Genomic DNA, 1552 nt, shown 5'->3' with positions numbered 1-1552 from the left:
GTAGATTCCATGGGGTGGTGAGCGTGGCCTTTCCGGTAGGTTTGGGTTTCCACACTCGAACCCCCGGAGAGTCAGATGCAAGCATCGACTGTAGGCACGCTCACCACCGACCATAATGGCACAATTTTCGTTGCGCTCGAACTCAGCCAGAAGACGTGGCTGGTAACGCTGCACAGTCCGGATCGGGATCGGATGTCCCGTCACAAGCTGGAGGGCGGCGATCATGCCGGACTGCTGGAGCTGATTGAGAAGGTCCGCAGGCGGGCGGCGGATAAGCTCGGATCTGTGCCGCGCGTGGTGAGCTGCTACGAGGCCGGCTACGACGGCTTCTGGTTGCATCGTCTGCTGGAGGCCGCCGGGATTTTGAACTTCGTGTTCGACCCCGCGAGCATTGCGGTGGAGCAGCGCTCGCGGCGGACCAAGACGGACCGGATCGACGGCGAGCTTCTGCTGCGGACGTTGATGGCCTACTTGCGCGGGGAGCCGCGGGTGGTCCGGATCGTGCGGGTGCCGAGCGTGGCGCAGGAAGACGCCCGGCGGTCCAGCCGCGAACGCGATCGGCTGGTCAAGGAACAGACGGCCCATACCAACCGGATCAAGGCACTGCTGCGGCTGGCGGGCATGGCGGTCGGCTATCCGCGTCGAGGCAATTGGCTGGATTGGCTGGCGAAGCAGCGCGATTGGCAAGGGCAGCCTTTGTCGCCGCATCTTCTGGCCGAAGTGACGCGCGAACATGCGCGCCTGATGCTGGTCCGTCAGCAACTCGTCGCGCTGGAGCAGGTCCAGGCGACCCGAGCATGTGCCGTTCCCGAGCAAACGGCCGAACGGCGGGATCGGCTGGAACGGCTCAAGGCCCTCGGTCCAGCCTTCTCCACAACGATGACCAACGAGGCGTTCTACAAGGACTTCCGCAACCGCCGCGAGGTCGCCAGCTACGTCGGATTGGCACCCAGTCCCTGGCAGAGCGGCGGCATCGATCGCGAGCAGGGCATCAGCAAGGCAGGCAACCCGCGCGCCCGCGTCAAGGCGATCGAACTGGCCTGGCTGTGGCTGCGGCATCAGCCCGACAGCGAACTCAGCCATTGGTTCCGCACCCGCACCGCCAATGCCGGCAAGCGGGCCAGGCGCATCGCCATCGTCGCACTGGCGCGCAAGCTAATAGTGGCGCTGTGGCGCTATCTCACCACTGGACTTGTACCGGCGGGGGCAACCATGAAGGCATAACAGAACCGCACCGGCGCTGCGCTTGGCCGCAGTCCGCGCGGAATGGATGATGACCGTGCCACCCTTGGGCCGAACAAACAGCCGTTTTGTAGATGGGTCTCATCCTCAGGGCTTCCTCGCCGCAAGCATGCGGAATGTGGGTCCGGACCACAGCGGTCCGACCGGATATGAGGTGATGCAGTGAGCTGCATAAATCGTCGGAAGCCAATCCTCGCTCGGAACACGGTCGACGCGTTGCGCTACGCATGGCTCCGCGCGCCGCCCTCTCACCCGACCAACCTCACTCAAGCCAGTCGACAGGCCTTGACTCACAAATCCCCATATGAGG

General features: G+C 64.3%; 1 protein-coding gene. It reads left to right on the top strand.

What is annotated here, in order from left to right; genetic code table 11:
• The first annotated feature begins 75 nt into the window (after positions 1–75).
• Complete coding sequence (locus RAD04_RS38455) at positions 76–1224, top strand: IS110 family RNA-guided transposase (RefSeq protein ID WP_461627938.1); 1149 nt, start codon at positions 76–78, stop codon at positions 1222–1224.
• The last annotated feature ends 328 nt before the right edge of the window (positions 1225–1552 follow it).

It is taken from the genome of Bradyrhizobium sp. 25ACV (assembly GCF_054863005.1).
Note: the sequence above shows the minus strand (reverse complement) of the source record. Positions and strands in the feature narration are given on the sequence as shown.